The organism is Chryseobacterium aurantiacum (assembly GCF_003020585.1).
Lineage (GTDB): Bacteria > Bacteroidota > Bacteroidia > Flavobacteriales > Weeksellaceae > Chryseobacterium > Chryseobacterium aurantiacum.
In genome coordinates this window covers 318646-339749 of sequence record NZ_PXUE01000003.1, presented here as the reverse complement: position 1 = coordinate 339749, position 21104 = coordinate 318646, and the positions used below count along the sequence as shown (strand labels likewise).

Annotated in this window: 15 protein-coding genes; 8 read left to right on the top strand and 7 right to left on the bottom strand. The window is 38.2% G+C overall.

Annotated features, from left to right (window positions below):
• Window positions 1-116 precede the first annotated feature (116 nt).
• The 7 genes from C7D53_RS13680 (at window position 117) to C7D53_RS13650 (ending at window position 12329) form a co-directional block, all read left to right on the top strand.
• Complete coding sequence (locus tag C7D53_RS13680; protein WP_228422346.1) at window positions 117-2348, top strand: GH92 family glycosyl hydrolase; 2232 nt, start codon at window positions 117-119, stop codon at window positions 2346-2348.
• Between the two features lie 32 nt (window positions 2349-2380).
• Window positions 2381-3808 carry a glycoside hydrolase family 125 protein gene (locus tag C7D53_RS13675; protein ID WP_106916999.1) on the top strand — a complete coding sequence of 476 codons (1428 nt, stop codon included), beginning with the start codon at window positions 2381-2383 and terminating at the stop codon, window positions 3806-3808.
• 110 nt (window positions 3809-3918) lie between these two features.
• Window positions 3919-6051 carry an endo-beta-N-acetylglucosaminidase H gene (locus C7D53_RS13670; protein WP_106916998.1) on the top strand — a complete coding sequence of 711 codons (2133 nt, stop codon included), beginning with the start codon at window positions 3919-3921 and terminating at the stop codon, window positions 6049-6051.
• Window positions 6052-6111: 60 nt separating this feature from the next.
• The gene (locus C7D53_RS13665) at window positions 6112-8517 is read left to right on the top strand and encodes an endo-beta-N-acetylglucosaminidase H (RefSeq protein WP_106916997.1); all 2406 of its coding nucleotides are present in this window, start codon (window positions 6112-6114) and stop codon (window positions 8515-8517) included.
• Window positions 8518-8640: 123 nt separating this feature from the next.
• Window positions 8641-9501 carry an ROK family protein gene (locus C7D53_RS13660; RefSeq protein ID WP_106916996.1) on the top strand — a complete coding sequence of 287 codons (861 nt, stop codon included), beginning with the start codon at window positions 8641-8643 and terminating at the stop codon, window positions 9499-9501.
• A 21-nt stretch (window positions 9502-9522) separates the two neighbouring features.
• On the top strand, window positions 9523-11805 hold the full coding sequence (locus tag C7D53_RS13655) for a GH92 family glycosyl hydrolase (protein ID WP_106916995.1): 2283 nt from the start codon (window positions 9523-9525) through the stop codon (window positions 11803-11805).
• Between the two features lie 26 nt (window positions 11806-11831).
• On the top strand, window positions 11832-12329 hold the full coding sequence (locus C7D53_RS13650) for a cupin domain-containing protein (RefSeq protein ID WP_106916994.1): 498 nt from the start codon (window positions 11832-11834) through the stop codon (window positions 12327-12329).
• Between the two features lie 79 nt (window positions 12330-12408).
• Here the strand turns inward: C7D53_RS13650 and C7D53_RS13645 are convergent, their stop codons facing one another.
• The 5 genes from C7D53_RS13645 to C7D53_RS13625 form a co-directional block, all read right to left on the bottom strand.
• A complete protein-coding gene (locus tag C7D53_RS13645; protein ID WP_106916993.1) occupies window positions 12409-15093 on the bottom strand; it encodes a TonB-dependent receptor domain-containing protein in 2685 nt (894 codons plus the stop codon).
• A gap of 66 nt (window positions 15094-15159) precedes the next feature.
• Window positions 15160-15483: a hypothetical protein gene (locus tag C7D53_RS13640; RefSeq protein WP_228422344.1), complete on the bottom strand. Its 324-nt coding sequence runs from the start codon at window positions 15481-15483 to the stop codon at window positions 15160-15162.
• Window positions 15484-15538: 55 nt separating this feature from the next.
• Window positions 15539-16180, bottom strand: coding sequence for a hypothetical protein (locus tag C7D53_RS13635; RefSeq protein ID WP_106916991.1), 642 nt, complete (start codon window positions 16178-16180; stop codon window positions 15539-15541).
• 82 nt (window positions 16181-16262) lie between these two features.
• Window positions 16263-16949, bottom strand: a complete 687-nt coding sequence (locus C7D53_RS13630) for a response regulator transcription factor (RefSeq protein WP_002982671.1) — start codon at window positions 16947-16949, stop codon at window positions 16263-16265.
• Window positions 16950-17086: 137 nt separating this feature from the next.
• Window positions 17087-18631, bottom strand: coding sequence for a sensor histidine kinase (locus C7D53_RS13625; protein ID WP_106916990.1), 1545 nt, complete (start codon window positions 18629-18631; stop codon window positions 17087-17089).
• Between the two features lie 200 nt (window positions 18632-18831).
• On the opposite strand from C7D53_RS13625, the gene C7D53_RS13620 reads away from it, so the two are divergent.
• On the top strand, window positions 18832-19323 hold the full coding sequence (locus tag C7D53_RS13620; protein ID WP_106916989.1) for an SRPBCC family protein: 492 nt from the start codon (window positions 18832-18834) through the stop codon (window positions 19321-19323).
• 112 nt (window positions 19324-19435) lie between these two features.
• Here C7D53_RS13620 and C7D53_RS13615 read toward each other — a convergent pair whose 3' ends face one another.
• On the bottom strand, window positions 19436-20263 hold the full coding sequence (locus tag C7D53_RS13615; RefSeq protein ID WP_106916988.1) for a hypothetical protein: 828 nt from the start codon (window positions 20261-20263) through the stop codon (window positions 19436-19438).
• A 1-nt stretch (window position 20264) separates the two neighbouring features.
• Window positions 20265-21104 carry a hypothetical protein gene (locus tag C7D53_RS13610; protein ID WP_106916987.1) on the bottom strand — a complete coding sequence of 280 codons (840 nt, stop codon included), beginning with the start codon at window positions 21102-21104 and terminating at the stop codon, window positions 20265-20267.

Here is a 21104-nt window from a genome sequence, read left to right as displayed (position 1 = left end):
TATAAAAATTAAAAATATGTTGAATAGCTTAATTTCTCTCCTTTTTGGGATCTTTGTTATGGTTTTCATATTTTTAAACCAGCTTTTAAATTAAAAAAATTCCGATCTCTCTTATCATGAAAAAAGAATTGCTTATCTGTCTTTTTACAGCCCTGATTTCTACAGCCAATGCCCAGCAAAATAAAAATGATGTTTTATCCTGGGTAGATCCTTTCATTGGAACAGGAGGGCATGGCCATACATTTCCGGGAGCTACCACACCCTTTGGAATGATTCAGCTAAGTCCGGATCAGAATACCAAAAGCGGAGATTGGGATTGGTGTTCAGGATATCACTACAGCAGTAAAACCATTATGGGATTCAGTCATAATCACCTTAGTGGTACCGGATGGGCAGATCTTGGAGATATTCTTGTAATGCCTACGGTAGGACAGGTAAAAATGGTTCCGGGATCAGAAGATAAACCTGAAACAGGATACCGTTCAACTTTCAGCCATGATAAGGAAGCCGCAGCACCGGGATATTATTCCGTAATGCTTGATAGTTATGGAATTAAAGCAGAACTTACCGCGTCCCCCAGAGTGGGATTTCATAAGTATACATTCCCCAAAAGTGAGGAAGCCAATATCATTATTGATCCTACCAATAAAATCTTCGGAAATATTTACCATACGCTCGTAAGCATTGAGGGGAACAATAAAATAAAAGGATATTGCTACAGTAACGGATGGGGAGGTAAAAGATTTGCCTATTTTGTAATGGAGTTTTCCAAACCATTCAAATCCTATGGAGTTTATGCAGAGGGAAAAGTAAAGAATAACGAAAAAATAGCCCTTGCTAAAGATGCTAAAGCTTTCGTAAGATTCTCCACAGAAGACAGCGAAAGTATTGAAGTAAAGGTTTCTCTATCTCCGGTAAGCACAGAAAATGCACAGGAGAATTTTGATACAGAAGCAAAGAATGTAGATTTTGCAAAAGCAAAGGAAACTGCTCAAAAAACATGGAGAGACCTAATCGGTAGATTTCAGGTAACAGGAGGTACAGATAGTCAGAGAAAAATTTTCTACACAGGAGTTTATCATACATTTATTGCACCCAATCTTTATATGGATGTTAATGGAGATTATGTAGCCGCTCAGGAAAATATGAATACTAAATGGTTTACCAACTATAGTACCTATTCATATTGGGATGGGTTTAGGGCAACACATCCATTGCTTACCATTATGGATCAGAAGCATACTAAAGAATTTGCTAATTCCTTAATTAGCAGATATACAGATCGTAAAGATCATATGCCAATCTGGGAATTATGCGGATATGATAACTTCTGTATGCTGGGTTATCACAGTACATCAGTAATCTGGGATGCCATCTCTAAAGGAGTACCCGGTATTGATGCTGAGAAAGCTTTTGCAGCCATGAAAGATGCTTCTCTTACAGACAAAATGAGCAGCAGTGATGGTGGCGGAGGTCTTAATGATTATATCAAGCTTGGCTATACCCCTTCAGAAAATGGAGCTTCCGTTTCTGCAACGCTAGAGTATTCTTATGATGATTGGTGTATTCAGCAATTGGCGGAAAAACTGGGCAAAAAAGATGAAGCTGAAGTGTACAGAAAACGTTCCATGAATTTCCTGAATACCTTCAATAAAGAAAACAATCATTTCTGGCCAAGACAAAAAGACGGAAAATTCTTAGCAGATTTTGCTTTGAATGACTGGAAGAAACTTCAGCCACACTGGGTTTCCGGAAATATCTGGGCCTATGATTTCTTTGTTCCGCACCAGATTGATGAAATGATGAATCTGTACGGAGGTAAAAAAGGCTTCGAAGAAAAACTGGATAAAACCTTTACAGAAGCTCTTAATATGGAAGGAGAACAACATGTTGACATTTCGGGATTCATAGGTTCTTTAGGATTCGGAGATGAGCCGGGGCACCATGTCCCTTATTTGTACAACTATGCAGGAAGCCCATACAAGACACAAAAAATGGTAAAATACATCCGTGACAATATGTATGCAGCCAAACCGGACGGAATTGTCAATAATGAAGACTGCGGGCAAATGTCAGCATGGTATATTTTCTCATCGTTAGGATTCTATCCCGTAACACCTGGGAAACCTGTTTATGCAATCGGTGCTCCCCAGTTTCCAAAAGCTTCTTTACAATTGGAAAACGGAAAGACCTTTACAGTAATTGCAGATAAAATATCAGACAAAAATATCTATGTACAGAAAATGTTCCTTAACGGGAAAGAGTACAAAAGCTGGGAGCTAAACCATACAGACATCATGAATGGTGGTGAACTTAGATTTGTAATGGGAAGTAAACCTGTAAAATAAGACTAATAAAAATAAACGAAACAAAAGTATCAATGGAAAGGAGAGATTTTATTAAAACAAGTGCATTGGCAGGAGCCGGATTGCTGTTTACCCAAAATGTTTTTGCTAAAAACCTGGCTATGGAAGATTTTCCTATAGTCCGAGTTCCTAAAGCCAAAAGACATTTTACCAGTGAGTCCGTAGAAAGCGCCATTGCAGCCTTTAAAAAGAAAGTGAAAAATAAAGAACTAAGCTGGCTCTTTGAAAACTGCTTTCCTAATACATTAGATACCACTGTTTTCTACAATGAAGCCAATGGAGTTCCGGATACCTATGTGATTACAGGAGACATTGATGCCATGTGGCTTCGTGACAGCTCTGCTCAGGTTTTTCCTTATCTGCAGTTCTCAAAAAAGGATGAAAAACTTCATAAGCTTATCTCAGGAGTAATCCATAAGCAGACAACATTCATTCTGAAAGATCCTTATGCCAATGCATTCTACAATGATGATCAGAAAATAAGTAAATGGAAAGAATATGATCATACAGATATGAAACCAGGAACCCATGAAAGAAAATGGGAGATAGATTCACTGTGTTATCCTATCCGCCTTGCTTATCATTTCTGGAAAACAACAGGAGATACCAAGCCTTTCGATGACAATTGGTTACAGGGAATCAAACTTACTTTGCAGACTTTTACAGAACAGCAGAGAAAAAAAGACTTAGGTCCTTACAAATTTGAACGAACAACAGCCTGGGCTACAGATGGAGTTCCTATGGGTGGGTATGGCTATCCGACAAAACCGGTAGGTCTTATCAGTTCCATGTTCCGTCCAAGTGATGATGCTACAATCTATGGATTTTTAATTCCTTCCAATCTATTTGCAGTGGTAAGCCTACGCCAGGCTGCAGAAATGGTTTCCCAAATAAAAAATGAAAAAACATTGGCCCAGCAGCTAATAAGTCTTGCTGATGAGGTAGATGCAGCCATTAAAAAGTACGGAATTTACAACCATCCTGAATATGGAAAGATATATGCTTTTGAAGTCAATGGTTTCGGAAGTTATAACCTGATGGATGATGCAAACTGCCCAAGCTTGCTAGGTTTGCCTTATCTGGATGCGGTGAAATCTGATGATCCTGTTTATTTGAATACAAGAAAATTCGTTTGGTCAGAAAACAACCCGTTCTTTTTCAAAGGGAAATTAGCAGAGGGAATAGGCGGGCCACACATTGGGCTTGATATGATCTGGCCAATGAGTATCATTATGAAAGCGCTCACTACAAAAGATAAAGGTGAGATCAGATGGTGTATAGATACTTTGCAGAAAACTCATGGTGGAACAGGCTTTATGCATGAATCCTTCCATAAAGACAATGACAAAAAATTTACCAGAGAATGGTTTGCATGGTCAAATACATTGTTTGGAGAATTGCTATGGAAAACGTTTAATGAAAACCCGGAACTGCTAGCATAGTTCACCATTTCATATCGTCCTTATTTTGAGGTGTTTTTCTTTAAAGAGAAGAATACTGAGGGAATTCCATATCAAATTTTAACACAAAAAAATCACCAAAATTTATAGTAATGAAAAAAAAATCCATCTTTACAGTACTGGCTGCGGCTATGCTTCAGTGCGGTTCCCTGCTTAATGCACAACAGCTTAATCCTACAGGAATATGCTATGTGGAAGTGAACAATAACAACCTCCTGAATGCAGGAGCGTACAAACTGCAAACATCGAACAGCTATCTGTTCAATGTGGTAAATATTTTTGCAGCCAATATTAACTATGATACCAGTCGTGGCAGAGCCTACCTGTACTCTAATAATAATGTAACCAAGGTTCTTACCAATGCCGATACCTACATCAAACCGCTCCAGCAGAAAGGAATGAAAGTAGTATTGACCATTCTGGGAAATCATCAGGGAGCAGGGATTTGTAATTTCCCTACCCGTGAGGCTGCAAAGGACTTCGCATTACAGCTTGCCAATACAGTTAATACCTACGGTCTGGATGGGATTGATTTTGATGATGAATATTCAGAATATGGAAAAAACGGAACAGGGCAGCCTAACGACAGTTCTTTTGTAATGCTTGTTCAGGAATTAAAAGCATTGCTTCCGAATAAAATAATTTCATTCTATTATTATGGGCCTGCAGCTTCAAAACTTTCATGGAACGGAGCTAGGGTGGGAGATTATGTCAACTACAGCTGGAATGCGATGTACGGAACATTTTCTGCTCCCAACGTACCTCCGCTTACGAAAGCACAAATCTCTCCCGCAGCAGTATGGATGGGAAATACTTCCAACTCTACAACCACTAGTCTGGCAACTCAGACTAAAAATGGAGGCTACGGAGTATTCATGTGGTATGATCTTCACGGAACTAATGAAACAGCCCAGCTTTCAGCAGGAACACAAACCTTATATGGACAGCCAACAGTGCTAAGTGGAACTTTACAATCCTGGACACAAGGTGTAAATTGTGATGCTCCCATTGGACTATTCACAAGCAACCTTACAGGCACAAGTGCAAAGCTGAACTGGTCTTCTGTAGGTACCAATACGTATGATATCGATTATAAACCGGCTTCATCTACAACTTGGACCAATGCCGCATCAGCTCTTAATTCTACTTCAGTAACGATTTCAGGATTGGCCGCCAATACCGAATACGACTGGAGGATCAGAACGAATTGCAGCGTGAAAAGTGCTTATATGTTTGCTCCAAGATTTAACAGCGGATCAGGAACAACAACTCCTACAGGCTCGTATGCGCTTTCTCTGGATGGAAGCTCTGAGTCAGGTGCCGCTGGAAACCTTACGCTGAGCGGTTCGGCACTATCTTTTGAGGGGTGGATTAAGCCATCATCTTTCAAATCAGCATCTCCTTATATTTCTTCAATTCTGGGAACGGAAATCAGTGACAGTAACTCTGCATTTTTACGATTGGGAGACGCCGGTTTGGCAAATAACAAGCTTCAGTTTGTAGTAAGTATTAACAATGTACAGCAAAAATTGGCTTCAGCTACAGCTTTGAATGCCAATACATGGTATCATGTGGCAGCTACTTATGATGGTGCCAATATGAAAATTTACATCAACGGTGCTCTGGATGCAACCAAAGCACAAACCGGAAGTGTCAATTCAAATGGAGCATTCAATGTAGGATATTTATACAATACTTCCAGAAACTTTAATGGTAAAGTAGATGAGGTTAGAGTCTGGAAACGAGCACTAAGCCAGACAGAAATTAGTCAGAATATGTGTAACGTATCAGTTCCTGCGTCCTCTCTTGCTGCCTACTGGAAATTTAACGAAGGAAGTGGTTCTACGGTTCAGGATAGCTCAGGAAACGGGGTGAGTTTAACATTAACCGGAGTAGATTCCTCCAACTGGGGAACAGATCTGCCTTGTACAACAGGAACTTCAAAATTAGCAAGAAATGCAGGAGAACTCAATGAAAAAAGACAGATAAAACTATATCCGAATCCGGTAAGCAAATCTTCATCCCTTACAGTTACTGTACCCGATGAATACAGCAGAGGAAAATTAACGATTTATAATTTTAATGGAAAAGCGGTAGATACGAAATCACTGAATGCCGGTGATAATTCATATGAACTGACCAAATTGGGAGAAGGAAATTATATTCTTCAGTTTGAGTCTAAGGATGGAGGTTTGAAACAGACAGAAGAATTAATGGTAAAATAAAAAAAAACAGGTCATTGGGCTCAGTCCCAATGGCTTTTTCTACTATAAAATTAATATACTATGAGAAAAAAATCCTTTTTTATTCCTTTAATGGCCCTGATGCTTCAGTCGGCTCCATTGCTCAAAGCACAGCAGCTTAATCCTTTGGGAGTGTGCTATGTAGAGGTAAACAATAATAATATGCTGAATGCGGGTTCTTATACTTTGCAGAATTCGAACAAACAGCTTTTTGATGTTGCCATTATCTTTGCTGCCAATATCAATTATGATGTGTCCAAAAACAGAGCATACATCTCGAACAATAACAACGTTACCAAGGTACTCAACGATGTGAATACCTATGTGAAACCTTTGCAACAAAAAGGAATCAAGGTATTATTAGATATTTTAGGAAACCATCAGGGAGCCGGTATTTCCAATTTCCCAAACCGTGAAGCAGCAAAAGACTTTGCTTTACAAGTGGCAAATACAGTATATACCTATGGACTGGATGGGGTAGATCTGGATGATGAATATGCAGGATACGGAAATAACGGAACGGGTCAACCTAATAACAGCTCTTTTGTAATGCTGTTGCAGGAACTTAAAGCAGCCATGCCGGATAAACTGATCACATTCTACTACTATGGTCCGGCCACATCAAGACAGAGTTATAACGGAGATCAGGCAGGAAACTATATCAATTATAGCTGGAATGCAATGTATGGTACCTACAGCGTTCCGAATGTTCCTCCACTTGATAAAACCAAGCTTTCTCCGGCTGCAATCTGGGTACAGAACTCAAACTCAGGTTCTACATCTGCGTCTACACTTGCCTCTTTAGCAACCAGCACAAAGACAGATGGCTATGGAGTTTTCATGTGGTATGATCTGGGATCAGCCGATGTTGCCAATTACCTGAGTACGGGCTCCAATATTCTTTATAACGAAAATACCCAGTTAAGTGGACAGCTATATACCTGGGCTCAAGGGCAAGCCTGTGATCCACCACTAGGATTGGAAGTTACCAATGTAGCAGGTACTTCTGCTAAACTCAATTGGACGTCCAATGGAACTCAAACATATAATATTGATTATAAACCAGCTAATTCAACAGTTTGGACTAATGCCGCTACTAATTATTCGGGAAGTAATGTAGTAATCAATAGTTTGAATTTAAATACAGATTATGACTGGAGAATACAATCCAACTGTTCTCCAACATTAACAAGTACTTACCTTTTTGCCCCAAGATTCAATTCCGGAAACGGATGTGCAACTCCTTCAGGACTGGTATCAGGAAGTTACCTTGGAAATACTACACAGCTATCATGGAGTACAAGTACAGCATCTTCTTATACCTTGCAATACAAACCAACAGCAGGATCAACATGGACTGTAGTACAGAATATTACATCCAATAATTATTCATTGCAAAACCTGACTCCTAACACAAGCTATGTCTGGAAAGTACAGGCAGTATGCGATGGAGGAACTACAAGTACCTATTCCGGAGACGGAACATTCAACAGCGGGCTGGCTCCTGTTACCAGTCCTGGTCCGAGATCACTTTCCTTTAACGGAAGTACAAATTACCTGAATGCAGGGCAATTTAACCTGAATGGAAATGCCTTAACATTTGAAGGTTGGGTAAAAGTGAATTCATTTAAAGCAGCATTCCCTTATATTTCCTCTGTAATGGGTATTGAAGTGGGTGACAGTAACTCGGCTATGCTAAGATTCGGGGATGGAAACCTGGCCAACAACAAGCTTCAGTTCATATTAAGTTTTGGATCTTCTCAGATAAAACTGAATAGCAACGCTACATTTAATACAAATACCTGGTATCATATTGCTGCAACGTATGATGGGGCTTCCATGAAGATGTATATCAATGGTAACCTGGATTCAAGTGTTGCTGCAACAGGTAATTTTACAGCAAACGGTATTCTTTATCTGGGTAGAAATTATGATAATTCCCGTGCTATCAACGGCTCTCTTGATGAATTTAGAGTTTGGAAAAGAGCACTGACGGCTCAGGAAATTTTGGATAATAAATGTAATGTGGCTTCGAACTCAGCAAGTCTGGAAGCCAACTGGAAAATGGATGAAGGAAGTGGAGTTGCAGCCCTGGATTCTACCCCAAATACTCATTTTGCAACACTTGTGAATATGTCAGATACCAATTGGAAAACGGATGTACCTTGTGATCCACTTCTATCTGTGAGAGACCTGAACGTGGCAAAAGAAAACGGGGCCTATCCAAATCCTGTAAAAAAAGGAAATGACATTCATTTCACAATCAATGGCAGTTCTACTGCTGAGGTTTTGTTGTATGATTCTACAGGAAAAGTTATCAAAAAGCAGAATATTAATCAAAATAATAATACAGTGAATACGCAGGATTTAATTACTGGTACTTATATTTACAAAATTACATCCTCAAACAATAAAGTCTCATCATCAGGTAAAATAATCATAAAGTAAAATTAAGATATTCAGATTGTTATCTGTAACTAAGATAAAGCTGTAAACAGGCAGACAAGTTGTACATTCTTGTTTGTCTGTTTTTCAGTAAGAGAGAATTACTAGAAGTTAAAATTAAAAATAATGCAGAATATAGTAGGAATCGATATTGGAGGGTCACATATTACACTGGCTCAGGTAAATCCTGAAAAACGTGAGATTATGGCTTCAACTTATGTAAGGGAACATGTTAATTCCTTTGATGATAAAGAAGTTATTTTTTCTGCGTGGGTTTCGGCCATTGAGAAAGGAACTCAGGATTTGGTAAAAAAGGATCTTTTAATAGGCATTGCAATGCCCGGGCCTTTTGATTATGAAAACGGAATCTCTTTAATGCAACAGGGAAAATTCATCGATATATACAAGGTAAATATCAAAGAAGAACTGGCAAAAAGACTATCCATTTCGCAGAATCAGATTCATTTTGTAAATGATGCGGCAGCCTTTATGGAAGGGGAAGTATTTGGGGGTTGTGTACAGGGTTTTAAAAGAATCTTTGGAGTAACTCTTGGGACAGGTTTGGGAACCACTTTTTACAATGGAGAAACGGCAACCGATGAAGATCTGTGGGATTCACCCTTTAAAGACTCTATCTGTGAAGATTATCTGGCAACACGCTGGTTTGTCAACTACTATGCAGAATTGACTGGTGAAAAAATTTCCGGAACCAAAGATCTCCTGGATAAACCTGTAGAAATACGTACCAAGATATTTGATGAATATGCAGACTCCTTTTCCGGATTCATTGTAAAATATGTAGACCACTATAAACCGGAAGTTTTAGTTATAGGAGGAAATATTGCAAAAGCTTACCCTTATTTTGAGGAAAGATTTCTTCAGAATTTAAAAAAGAATAATATTAATTTGCAGGTCAAAATCTCAGCTATTTTTGAAGATGCAGCCATTCTGGGAGCTGCCAGCTATGCATTAAAAAAGAGTATATAAATTAATAAACGAAATGATACAATGAAGTCTATATTTTCTACTTTCTTTCTCGTAGTACAGGCTCTGGCTTTCGGGCAGAATCTATCCCCTGTAGATTATGTAAACCCATTGATGGGAACCCAGTCTAAGCCTTCATTATCCAACGGAAATACCTATCCGGCTGTCGGACTTCCGTGGGGAATGAATATCTGGACCCCTCAAACCGGTAAAATGGGTGATGGATGGGCTTATACTTACGATGCAGATAAAATAAACGGGTTCAAGCAAACCCATCAGCCTTCTCCTTGGATGAATGATTACGGTGCATTTGCCATAATGCCGGGGGTGGGCAAGCTAAAATTTAAAGAAGATGAAAGGGCAAGCTGGTTCAGTCACAAAGCTGAAGTTACAACCCCTTATTTCTATAGTGTCTACCTGGCGGATATTAATGTAACCACAGAGTTTACACCAACAGAAAGGGCTTCTTTCTTCAAATTTGACTTTCCCAAAACAGACAGCGCCTATGTAGTCATTGATGCTCTCAACAAAGGCTCATACATCAAAATTTTGCCTAAGGAAAGAAAAATTCTGGGATACACAACCCGATATTCCACCGGGAAGTATGATAATTTTAAAAACTATTTTGTAGTTCAGTTTGATAAAGATTTTGAGCTGACAAAAACCTGGAAAGATGATAAATTCGTCAATGATCAATTGGAAATTACCAGCGATCATACAGGAGCAGTAGTAGGTTTTAAACTGAAAAATAAAGAAGCTGTCTATGCAAAAGTAGCCTCTTCATTCATAAGCTTCGAGCAGGCAGAACTGAATCTTAAAAGAGAAATCGGAAACAGAAACTTTGACCAGGTAAAAACAGATGCCCAAAATATCTGGAATAAAACATTAGGAAAAATTGAGGTAAAAGGAGGTACAGACCAACAAATGAGAACCTTTTACTCCTCTTTGTACAGAACTTTATTTTTTCCGCAAAAACTGTATGAAGTGGATGCTCAGAATAAAATAAAGCACTGGAGCCCTTACAATGGTAAAATAGCAGAAGGTAAAATGTTTGCCGGAACAGGTTTCTGGGATACATTCCGTGCTTTGTACCCTTTCCTGAACCTGGTATACCCAAGCATCAATGTAGAAATGCAGGAAGGATTGGCTAATGCCTACAAAGAAGGAGGCTTCTTACCAGAATGGAGCAGCCCGGGATATTCAAATATCATGATTGGAAATAATTCTGCATCCGTAGTAGCAGATGCCTATATAAAAGGACTTCGTGGATATGATGTGGAAACCCTTTGGAAAGCTGTAAAACACGGAGCAGACAACGAGGGCCCTATAGAAGCGGTAGGCCGTGCCGGAGTACAATATTATAACACATTAGGCTATGTTCCTTATGACGTAAAAATTAATGAAAATGCAGCCAGAACATTGGAATATGCCTACGATGACTTTTCTATTTATCAATTAGGAAAAGCATTGGGAAAACCTGCTTCAGAAATTGATATTTACAAAAAAAGAGCGTATAATTACAAAAATCTGTTTGATAAGGAAACAGGATTGATGCGTGGTAAAAATAAAGATGGAAACTTCCAGAAACCTTTCAATCCTTTCAAATGGGGTGATGCTTTCACAGAAGGAAACAGCTGGCACTATACTTGGTCTGTTTTCCAGGATATTGACGGGCTGGTAGCGCTGATGGGAGGTAAAAAGAAATTTGAAGCCAAACTGGATGAAGTATTTTCACTGCCTCCGGTTTTTGATGACAGCTATTATGGAGGAGTAATTCACGAGATCAGAGAAATGCAGATCATGAATATGGGGCAGTATGCCCACGGAAATCAGCCGATTCAACATATGATTTATCTGTACAATTATGCAGGAGCACCTTATAAAACACAATACTGGACAAGGCAGGTTATGAATAAATTATATCACGCCACCCCGGACGGTTATTGTGGAGATGAAGATAACGGGCAGACTTCCGCATGGTACATTTTCTCAGCACTCGGTTTTTACCCTGTGACGCCGGCAACAGATCAGTACGTGTTGGGAGCTCCATTATTTAAAGAAGCTACCATCCACCTGGAAAATGGTAAGAAAATTGAAATAAAAGCTCCGGAAAATAACGCTGAAAATTTTTATGTAAAATCATTCAATGTTAATCAGCAGCCTTACTCCAAAAACTGGATTAGCCATAAGGAACTGATGAAAGGAACGGTTTTAGACTTTAAAATGGACAGTAAACCGAATAAAGACCGAGGATCACAGGAAAAAGACTTTCCGTATTCCATGTCAAAAGAAGAATCAAGTAAATAAATTTTTAATTTAGAAATACAAGCTGTATGAGTACAGAAAAAAAAGAAATATTCGATAGAGTAGAAGAAATGCTGCACACGCAAGGTTTTAATATTGCAGCAAAAGATGATGCGAGGCCATGGGGAGGGTTTTTCGTGATTGATGAAACACAGGCGCAGGATTTTGCAAATCAGTACTTTGATGGTATTGACGTAGAAAACCTGAGAATAGGAGGGAAGCTAAGCCCAAAGATTCTTATTGTAGCTCCGGAAGCAAGACTAAGCTGGCAGTATCATCACAGGAGAGCTGAGATCTGGCAGGTTGTAGAAGGAACAGTAGGGATTAAACGCAGTATGACAGATGAAGAAGGTGAGGTTGGAGAATACAATCCTCAGGATCAGGTAAAACTCCAAAAAGGTGAAAGACACAGGTTAATTGGTCTGACAGGCTGGGGCGTAGTTGCCGAAATTTGGCAGCATACCGATGCTTCCAATCCTTCAGATGAAGATGATATTGTAAGAGTACAAGACGATTTTGGAAGATAAATATATAAAAAACAGCATCAATTTGATGCTGTTTTTTTATTCCTCCCAGAGAAAAGCAAGGGATAAGATTTTCTAAATTTTAGAATGTTACATCCAGTCCCACATAGAAGTTTGCTTTCATGATCGGAGCATATACCATTCCGCCATCAAAATAATTTCCAAAAGGATTTTTAAAATCAATGATCGCATTTTTCTGATAATAAGAAGTAAGGTTTTCTCCACCTACATAAGCTCTAAGCTTCTTGTTGAAGTTCTTTGATATCTGTGCATTAAGTACAGCATAGGAATTAGAATAAGCCGGCAGCTGAAACTCTGCAGGGTTGCTAGACATATCAGGAAGTCTTTGTTTTCCTACCCAGTTTAAAGTCGTGTCAAAGCTCCAGAATCCTCCTTTATCATTCTTATTGGTTGAATAGGCCAGATTGACAAAACCTCTGTGTTTTGCCATAAAAGGAACCTCTCTTCTTCCATCAATATAATCCGCCTGTACATCATAATATTTATAAGCCAGTCTTACATCAAAGTTTTTGAATGGAGTGAAATCCCATTGAGTCTGGAATGAGTTGGCAAAAGATTTACCATCCAAATTATAAAATGTCAGTTGCTGAGGAGATCTGTCAAGATCCACCAATACCTGATCCTGAAAGTCAGTTCTGAAAAAGTCTGCAATAATGGTTGATTTTCTTCCGAAAAGCTTAAACTCCTGCTGTAGACTTGCTCCGTAGTTCCATGCAATCTCAGGCCTTAGTCCATAGATGTTTCCACCGTTTGGTAAGATATTGATGGTTCTGTTGGATGCGAAATATTGCTGGCTTTCCGCAAATACATTCGCTGTTCTGAATCCTCTTCCCGCAGAAAGTCTCAAGATAGTCTGTGGTGTAAAATCATACTTAAAGTTAACTCTCGGCGTAAACTGAGTTCCTGCCAGATTGTGGAAATCAACTCTGGTTCCTGCTACTAATGTATATTTTAATCCTGTTAAAGTATATTCAGCAAAGATTCCAGGAACAATCTCATTTCTCTTAATGTCATCCATTAAATAAGTTTCCTCATACCCGTCATATAAAAAGCTTGCACCCGCCTTATATTTGTGGTTCGTATTTCCAAGAATACTTTCAAAGATTAAATTGGAATAATAAGTATGCTGTTTCCCTACATAATTTCTCAATCCAAAGAAACTATCCTGCTGATGATACACATATTGGTTCATCCAGCCAATACTTTGGTAAGGTTTTCCCTTGAAAACATATCCTGTTTTATTCCAAACCTGAAATCTTGAAATATCAATTCCTACCCCATAGGCAGGTTGCTTATCCTGAGCCAGTTTTTTATCAAAATTAGTTTGTCCGGCAGTTCTCTCATCCCTGATAAAGTTGATCCCAAAGTGAGAACCAAATCCTGACTTTTCCAAATCATTATAATTAAGAAGGTATGCCGCATTAATTTGAGTGCCCTTTGGTCTGTCAAGAAAACCGTCGTGATTCATATCCGTATTTCCAAAAGTTCCATTTCCGTGAAGAAGGAACGTCTGCGACCATTTATCGTTGATAGGGGATACACTCGTAATATTAGCTTCTGCTCTTCCATTAAAATCGGAAAAAAGATTCAGGGACGTTTCCGGAGTCTTCGCGTTTTTCAGAAGCTCAGTATTGATCTGTCCTGTAATACTTTCATAACCATTGGTTACGGTACTTCCCCCTTTGGTTAACTGGATGCTTTCAATCCATCTTCCGGGTATAAAATTCAATCCGTAGGCTGAAGCCAGTCCTCTGATCTCCGGCAGCTGCTCTTTGGTTAAACTGGTGTACTTTTGATCCAGACCAAGCATTTTCAGCTGTTTTGTTCCTGTTACCGCATTGCTGAAAGAAACATCTACAGTAGCATTGGTTTCAAAACTTTCTGATAAATTACAACAAGCAGCTTTTAATAGTTCTTTTTTATCAATATTAAAGACAAGTCCAGCCTCTTTTTTACTTAAAGAGGTTGCCGCCTTAGAGCCTGTAACAACAACTCCATCAATATTCTTTTCATGTTTGCTGTGAGTTTCATTATCAGACTGGGTAGAATGATCTTTATGATCCTCCTGCTTTGTTTCTTCCTCATAATGTACCTTTGGATTAGCTTCTCCAAAAGTGAAATCCCTGTCATATAGACAACATCCTGGAAGACCATTGTAAACGGAATCAGAAGTCTTGTATTTTTCATTGTCGTGTCCTGCATCGGCAATTGCCTTTAACACTTTATCCGATGAGGTTTTAGAGGAATCAAAATTTAAAGTAACAGTTTGTTTTTCTGCGTTCCATTCCGCGGAATCTGCGCCTGCTCCTTTGGCTGCTTTTTCAATTCTGGCTTTACAGGAAGCGCAGTTTCCTCTTACATAGAATTCATTGTCCTTTTTAGCATGATGCTCATGATTTTCAGCTGCTTTAGGCTGAAGATCTCGCTCATAAAGACAACATCCCGGAAGACTTTCATATGTTTCATTGGAAGCCTTATACTTTTCATTGTCATGGCCTGCCTCTGCAACCTTTTTTAGGATTTCGTCTGTAGAAACCTGGTCTGTTTCTAGTGTTAGTGTTTGAAGATCAATAGAATATGTCGCTGTTTTTGCGCCTGCTTTCTTAGCTGCTCCCTCAATTCTTGTTTTGCACATTTCACAGTTCCCCTTTACCTTGAACTGATTTTTTGAAAGATTTTGAGCCGATATAAATTGAGTAAATAAGAATAATGCACCAAGTATGAACCTGGAAATATATAATTTCATTTGTTTAAAGTTTAGATTAAGTAAAAACGGTTCATTATATCATATAACGAACACATAATGTTTTAATTAACCTATTTTGGGCGGCTGCCAGATCTCCTTTAAACGGTCTGAAAGGTATGGATCTGAATACTGGAACTGTGGATTCTTATTCGCTTTGTAGTAAGAAAGTTCCAAACGTAGATTTTTTGAAAATGGAGTCTCAATAAAAGTACAGCAGACAACGCATGATGAACAGCAGTCATCATTACATGATTTGTTTGAGTCTTTTTTACCGTCTTTTTTTGAGGAATGATTTTTACAGCAGTCACTCTTTTTAGATTCTGCCTTACAGCAGGTGTCCTGCATAGATTGAGCGTAGAAGCTGTCCTTAGGAACCAAAAAAATTCCCAAACAAAATACTATTGCAAGTAGATGAAACAGCTTCATATCTGCAAAAATACAAAATTTATGGCAAAGGATCACCAACTTTTAGAGAACAGCTATGCCAAGGTTCACCATGACCCGGGTTTAGCTTTGGTTTTTCTCCCATAGCAATATTTTGTGCTGCCGGAGCTGGAGCAGGGGTCGTTTGTACCACATTTTGAACAGGCTGTGGAGTTGCTGGAGCTGCCTTACTGTTCAAAGGCTGTCCTACAGCGATGTCGCATCTATGGCCCGGCTGCCCGTGTGGAGGATTCATTCCCGGGGCCGTTTTAATCTGTTTTCCGCTATTATTGTCAATGGTTACTTTTCCTGGAGACATTGAGTTTGGATCAATCTGAATGGCATTACTATTTCCCGTATTGACCGTTTGTACAGCAGGAGTCGCTGCCGGTTGTCCGTTCAAAGGTTGTCCTACCGGGATATCACAACGGTGTCCTGGTTGTCCGTGGGCAGGATTCATTCCTGCAGCAGTTGCAATGGGAGCAGGATTAGAGACAGACTGAATTCCAGCCTGATCCATCAGTGAAGCCTTGGGAGTGTTGTTTATTGCTACAGAAGATTGCTGAGAACCTGCTTCTTCTTTTAAATAAGTTGCTTTTTCATCCTTTTTACAAGAGACAGCTAATATTGATACAGAGATCAAACCTAAAAACGTATTCTTCATATCCTAGATTGGGTATGAAACAAAATTAGCAAAACATTTTCAATTGTTTTGCTAATTTTATATTTATAATTCGATTTTTAGATTAATTTTTTACAAGAAGTCTAAAACCTTCACCGTGAACGTTGATAATTTCCAATCCTTCATCATCTTTTAATAGTTTACGAAGCTTGGCAATGTAAACGTCCATACTTCTTGCTGTAAAGTAGTTTTCCTTTTTCCAGATCTTTCTTAGAGCAAGGTCTCTAGGCATGAAGTCGTTTCTGTGGATGCAAAGAAGCTTTAATAGTTCATTTTCCTTTGGAGAAAGCTTGTATTCTTTATCTCCCACCTTCAGTTGTCTCAACATAGAATCGAAGAAGATATTACTGATCTTGAACTGCTCCTGCTCTTCATTTTCCAACGTAGAGCTTCTTTGAAGAATAGCCTTGATCTTGTATAAAAGAAGTTCAGTATCAAATGGTTTTGTGATGTAATCATCCGCTCCCAGTTGATATCCTTTCAGAATATCCTCTCTCATATTTCTTGCTGTAAGGAATATGATTGGTGTATTTTTATCAATCTTTTTTACATCTTCTGCCAATGAGAATCCGTCTTTCTTAGGCATCATCACGTCAAATATGCAGATATCGAATTCGTTTTCTGTAAATTCTTTAAGTCCCTGCTCTCCGTCTGTTGCCAGGGTAACTTCAAAATTATTGATTGTTAAATAATCTTTAAGCACCGCTCCGAAACTCTGATCGTCCTCTACTAATAATATTCTGTTGCTCATAATTTTAATAATTAATAATTAACAATTAAGAATGAACCTTCTCACTCTCTCTTCTTATATTTTGTTTTTGGTTTATATTTTATAATGGATCAATGATGGTTGATATAAAGTGATTTATCATCATTGATCTTTTATCTTTAGCCCATTGGAAGCTTTATGGTAAATGTGCTTCCCTGTCCTTTATTAGAGTCTACTATAATCTGACCCTTATGGAGTTCTACAATCTTTTTAACATAGGAAAGACCCAGACCCTGTCCTTTTACGTTATGAATATTTCCGGTTTCTTCTCTGAAGAATTTCTCGAAGATCTTTGTTTTATTCTGAGTATCCATTCCCATTCCCTTATCTGAGATTTGGATGATGTACCAATGCCCCTCATTTCTTGTCTCTACGTGAATTTCAGGAGCCTCAGGAGAGTACTTGTTGGCATTATCCAATAGGTTCACCAGCATATTCGAGATGTGAAATTCATCTATCTTAAAATTATAATGAGTTGCATTAAATTCCTGGGTTAAAGATCCATTTCTCTGCTGTACAATAAGGTTAAAAGATTCTGTTGTTCTTTTGATTAATTCCCTTACGTTTGTTTCTTTTAAGAATAGTTCTACCTCATTTCTTTCAAGCTTAGACATGTTCAGGACATTTTCCACCTGCTTTTTCATCCTAAGATTTTCCTGCTTAATCAATTCTGAATAATATTTTACCTTATCCGGATTGGTTGCAATCTTATCATTAGCCAAAGAATCCGTTGCTACGGAAATAGTTGCCAATGGTGTCTTAAATTCATGAGACATATTGTTGATGAAGTCGGTTTTTACTTCAGCCAGCTTCTTCTGCCTCATCATGTAATTGATGGAAATAATATAAATTCCCAGAATGGTAAGTAAGGAAAGGAAAGTCCCCAATAGCATAGGCCAGTTGTTCATAGCCAAAGAGTATTCCTTTTTAGGGAATACCAATGCAAGACTGTATAGTGTATTTTTTTTGTCTGTAAAAAGAGGAAAGCTATAGGTATTGCTGTCTTTTTTCTCTTTATAGGCCTTGTTAGCAATGCTTGTTAATTTGCTGTTTCTATCAAGGACACCGTATCCGAATTTCGCGGTGATCCCTCTTATTCTCAATTCCTTGGTGATGACCGAATCAAGAACGGTAGCATCAACTCTTTTAGTAATAGGAAGATTGTTCCCGTATACCTTTACAAACTCTTTCATGGAGTAGTCACCCGTTTCTATATCCTGGTTGATATCCGTAGTAAGAAGCTCGCGGTTGGTGGTATCCCTCTTTATTTTATAGGCGGCTTCGTCCGTATATAAAGTAGTCAGCTTTATAGAATCCCCTTTCTTAGAGATGGGAAGCTGTGTTTTCTCAATAATGTTCTTGGAGTAAATGATCTGTCTTTGGGTTCCGGAATCTTCAACCTGTTGAATAGTGGTTAAAGAAGGCTGCTTACTGTTGGCAAGAATATTATTTCTGAAATTTTTATAATCCTGATTTAAATATTTCTCAGCTTCAATTTCTTCAATACTTTTTGAAGTACTTTCCAAAACAGCATAAACTTTATTTGAAAAATCCTGTTCCAGCACACCGTAATAGCCTTTCAGCCAATAAAATTGGAGCGTCACAAAGACAATCAGTGAAATTGTCATAAACACCGAAATTATTGGGATGAATTTGTTATTCATTATTTAATTATATATGTTTTGGAAAAATGAATGTTAAAATTAATTGTTTTAAGACTACGTAAACAAAAAACGAGCCAAAAAATTATGTTTTTTTTCTTAAAAGAGTGTTTTTTAACAATTATTTATGAATTATTGTTTACTTGTCATATGAAAAGTCCTTTCTATAAATAAAGACTTAACTTTATTAAAAATAATTAGTTATGGAATCTAATATCATTTTCAACAAAGATTTTGACTCGAATAGCGTCTATGTAATGAAAGTTTATCATGCTGATGTTTCAGCCGTATGGAACTATTTTACCCAATCTGAATTATTGGATCAATGGTGGGGACCTAAGCCGTGGAGATGTGAAACTTTAAATCAGGATTTTAAAGAAGGCGGCATCTGGCTCTATTCAATGGTAGGCCCAAACGGAGAAAAAGCGTATGCTCAATTCAAGTATGGAGAAATTATGGAGCATAGAAGCGTGGATTGGACAAGTGCATTTTGCGATGAAAAAGGGAATGTGAATGAAGATTTTTTCGGGTCAAAATGGCTGGTTGGCTTTACGGGAATAGAAGAGGGAACAAAAATTACAATCAATATTCATTACCAATCTCAGGAAATAATGAAAAAGATGTTGGAAATGGGATTTCAAGAAGGTTTTACAATAGGCCTGAATCAGTTGGAAGAAATTTTAGATCACCATTAAAAAAATAGAAAGTTAATTTTGTACTAATAAAATAGAGTGCTCCAATGGGAACACTCTATTTATTAAAATATGGAATTAAAAATATTTTACTGTTTCTTCTTTCTACTTCAGTTTATAACTTTTCTATGCTGATAAATGTTCCGTCTGTAGGAACTATTTTATAGACATCGGCAACGGTAAGGATTGAAATACCACCGGAAACCTGAACCTTAAGTTGGTCTCCTTTTTCAAACATTGCGAGAAACTCCATGGTTCCAACTCTATTGGCTCCCGCCGTAATTAGAATGGCTTCATTCAGGGATACGTCATTTCTGGCAAGCACGCTGCCATTCTTTAAAGCCCTGAATGAGATAACAGGCGGACTTACATGGATTCCTGAAGTTTTCACCTTTAAGCTGATCAGAACTCTGTAAAATCCTGATTCTTTGAATGTAAAGTTGTTGAAGTTGCTGTTCACTGTTCCCTGTGGATCAATAATGCCCAGATGGTCTCCATCCAAAGTATTGTTGTAAAAACCAAAAGGCACATCTTTTTCCCCGCAGCCAATAAGTATACACGCTACAGAAGGAAAATTATTTTCCGGTGTAGCAGGGTTCATGCTGGCACGGGTTGTTCTTCCACCATTTTCATAAAAAGTAGGCTTCCATTTTTCACCATCATAAACAACCACTCGCTGAATGTCTTTTCTATACATGATCATTCCCTGCATAGTAGGATCATTGCTAAAATGGTCAGATTCACCGCCATTATATAAAGGCAATTCTGATTCATTGTTTACCGTTGGGATCATCATCCCCTTGGATTTGGCTGAATTGTCCTCATTATTTACAACGCTAAACATGGAATTGTTGCTTGGGTTGCTGGCACTTCCAAGAGTGACTTGCGAGTAAGCTGCTCCAGCCCAAACCATAAGTGCTGAGATGTATATTTTTTTCATCATTTTAGTTCAGTTTTTCTATGTATAAAAATGTATCCTTATCGCTCATTTTAAACGTTACACCTGTTCCCACGTTTAATCCCGTGTCTGCCTGAATACCTGCTCTCAAACGAATTTGATCTCCTGCATGCAGATATTTGGTAGTAGAAAAGCTGTTTATTGAATTTGAACTTCCTCCTGTTACCAGCAATCCATACAGCAAAAAGCTGTTTTCATGAATTTTTTGCCATCCTTCTCCCACTGCATTTGCATAAAGAGCCTGTAGAGATACAATAGTAGCTGCATTTCCTACAGAAAGACCTCCTGCGCTACTCGTTTTAACGGAGGGATTAATTCTGTAGAATCCGCTTGCAGGAATGGTGATTTCTCCATTGGCATTAACCGTTAATCCTAAATTATTTATGTTATTTCGGTCAAAATCACTTAAAATATTAAACTGTAAGGTAGGTCGCCCTGTAATTCCTAATACATTAGCAACTGTCTGGTCAGAGGAACTAGATCCAAGAATGCTTAGGTTTTTATAATTTTTAATGCTTCTTTCTGTGGCTGCAATCCATCTATAACCGTCATATTTTACGGCATCCTTTATTTCTTTGCTATAAAATATCAATCCATTGTCGGTAGCATTGTTTTCATATAAATCTGGGTGTACGGGATTGTAATTGGGCAGCTCGGTGTGATTTTCCACAACTGGAAGCATTATTCCCTTGGTGTTGTGCTCTATCTGTAAAGCTGCTCGTGGATGAACAACTTCAGGCCTGTTGCCTATTTTTACCTGGGCATATCCAAGATATCCCATAGCCGTTAAAATAAAAACGTTGAGTGTAATAACTTTTTTAATCAT